Raw genomic sequence first — 2,439 nt, 5'->3', positions numbered from 1 at the left:
TGTATTTGGCAAGTAAAAAATGTAGGGAATGGCATTCAAAAATGTATGCCACTTGCCGCCTCTAAATTATCGGTGAGTTAATGATTCTTTGTACCTGAAACTATCGCCTGTAAACAATAATAAATGGGAATGGTGTATCAGCCTATCAATCACTGCTTCCGTAAGGATGGGATCTCCAAATACGTGATTCCATTGCCCAAATTGTAGATTTGTTGTGATAACAATACTCTTATCTTCGTAACACATAGATATAACTTGAAATAAAAGCTCTGCTCCCTCTTTATGAAGAGGGATGTATCCCAATTCGTCTAAAACTAAAAGATCCAGCTTCTTAATTTGTTTCAATAGCTTCTGTAAGCTTCCATTCTGATTGGCTTCAATGAGTTTATTCACTAAAGATGCCACGGTGAAGAATTTAACTTTACTGCCAAACCTATGTATGGCATTCAGACTAATCAAGGATGCCAAGTATGTCTTCCCTGTCCCAACACCTCCATATAGAATTAGATTCTCTCGGTTATGAATGAAATCTCCATTCAGTATGGTTTCTCTATCAATCCCTTGAGGGATTTGAATATGCTCCCACTCAAACGGGTTATCTCCTGTTTTAGGGAGTTGAGCCTGGCTAAGTAATAGGTTGATCTTGCGTTCCTCTCTATTTTCTACTTCCTTCTCAAATAACTTCAGTAGGTATTCCTTATTGGTTTCTGCTTCAACGTCATCAAAATGCTCTCGTATCCAACTCAGCTTCAACCGTTTCGCATAAGCCTCGATTTGTTCATTCATTTGATCTCACCCCCGTTCTGAAACAGGGAGTCATAGTGTGATAAACCTCTGGATGCCACAGGTACCTGAGGTACCTCTACGGTTGGTTTGATTGTTTGATATGGATGGTCATCATGAAGTAAAGAGTAGAAACAATGTTTTATTTGATCAGCACTTGGATGACCATGGACAGAGGCTGATTGTAACGCCTGATTCAATAAACGAAAGTCATTGTTCTTTAAGAGCTTCCCTAATAGCCGTAAAGCTGATTTTTGTTCCTCTTCTGTACAATTGTTCAAGTAATCCGTCCATATCTGGGGAAATTGTTCATATAAGCTTGAATACTTTATCGCTCTGGGTCGTCTTGATAATAAGTCCAAATAGGGCTGCCAGACCATGGATTTTCTCTTTACTCCGTACAATCTATGGTGTTTAACAATAACCTCATTCTGTTCATTTAGAATCACAATAAATCGATAGGTAATACGAACTCGGACAACCTGCTTCGCAAAACGAGGGGAGGTAGAATATTGTTTCTGATCAATTGAGACAAAACCATATTTATCTGCTTTTACCTCCTGGTGCCTTACACACTCAAACGACTTCTCTGGAAGCATAAGCCACCTCTCTTGCTCTTCTGTATAAAGCTTTGACTGTAAAACTTGCTTTTCATAATGGCTACGATCTCGATCTTCTTCAGCTAATTCCCATAAGGTTTCATTGAATTGGTCTAGATCAAGAACGGTACATTCTGGTAATAAGAAATTATTCCGTACGTATTTCACCATGGCTTCCACATGGCCTTTTTCATTTCCTTTGCCAGGATTACAAAACTCATAGTGAAATCCATGGTGAAGAACAAAACGCTCAAAAGTATCCGTTAGAGCACGTTCTCCCTTAGCGCCTATTTTCTTTACAGCCGGTGAAAGGTTATCAAACCGAATTGTATGTGGAACTCCGCCCATATGATGAAACATGCGTTGTAGCCCTTCGAGTAGACATTCCGTGTTTTCCGAAGGAAAAACTTGAAAATAGAATGAATTACTGTATGGGAATGACATGACCAAGTAAGGAAGGTCAATAACCTCAGAATGATATAGAAAGGGGGCTGTTCCAAAGTCTACTTGTGCTGTCCCAGGGATAGATTCCAGAGGTAGTGACGCCTCTTCTATATACTCTTTTAACGCTTTCTTTTTCTTAGATACATAGGCTCGTACAGTTCTATAGGATCCAATGAAACTATGATACTTCACCAACTGATGAAACATACGTTTTGCAGTACGATGGTTTTTCTTCTTCTTTTTTAAATCTTCTTTAATCCATTTATCTAAGATAGGTTTTACAGGATCCATAACGGGTGAAAGACGCTCCTGCTTTTCTCTCTCCGTAAAGTCTCCTTTGTTGGCATACTTCTTAACTGTGCGAGGGTCCAACCTCATACGTCTACCAATATCGGAATAGGAATCACCTTTTTGATTTACTTCATGTTTGATATACTTTATTTGAGTCACTGCTAACATCTCCTAATAGCCTCCTGTCGAACGTTGTTGGTCCAACGAGGAGTTTAAAGTTATTATGAGGGGTTGGCAAGTGACTTTTTTAATTTATGCCGGCCCCCGCGGGGGCCGGCATAAATTAAATGCCAATCCTTACATTATTAGAATGCCATAAACA

The 2,439-nt window shown here is 39.3% G+C and carries 2 protein-coding genes; both read right to left on the bottom strand.

What is annotated here, in order from left to right; translation table 11 throughout:
- Positions 1-66 precede the first annotated feature (66 nt).
- Positions 67-786 (bottom strand): IS21-like element helper ATPase IstB, encoded by a 720-nt coding sequence (istB, locus tag GLW08_RS21460; protein ID WP_160850643.1) that lies wholly within the window; start codon positions 784-786, stop codon positions 67-69.
- A complete protein-coding gene (istA, locus tag GLW08_RS21455) occupies positions 783-2,285 on the bottom strand; it encodes an IS21 family transposase (protein WP_160850642.1) in 1,503 nt (500 codons plus the stop codon). The genes istB and istA overlap by 4 nt, the downstream gene beginning before the upstream one ends.
- Positions 2,286-2,439: the final 154 nt, after the last annotated feature.

It is taken from the genome of Pontibacillus yanchengensis (assembly GCF_009856295.1).
Lineage (GTDB): Bacteria > Bacillota > Bacilli > Bacillales > BH030062 > Pontibacillus > Pontibacillus yanchengensis_A.
This window is presented reverse-complemented; position numbering and strand designations above follow the sequence as displayed.

Bases quoted from the DNA above. Each gene is read 5' to 3' on its own strand.
- istB (WP_160850643.1), bottom strand. From the start codon at position 786: ATGAATGAACAAATCGAGGCTTATGCGAAACGGTTGAAGCTGAGTTGG.
- istA (WP_160850642.1), bottom strand. From the start codon at position 2,285: ATGTTAGCAGTGACTCAAATAAAGTATATCAAACATGAAGTAAATCAA.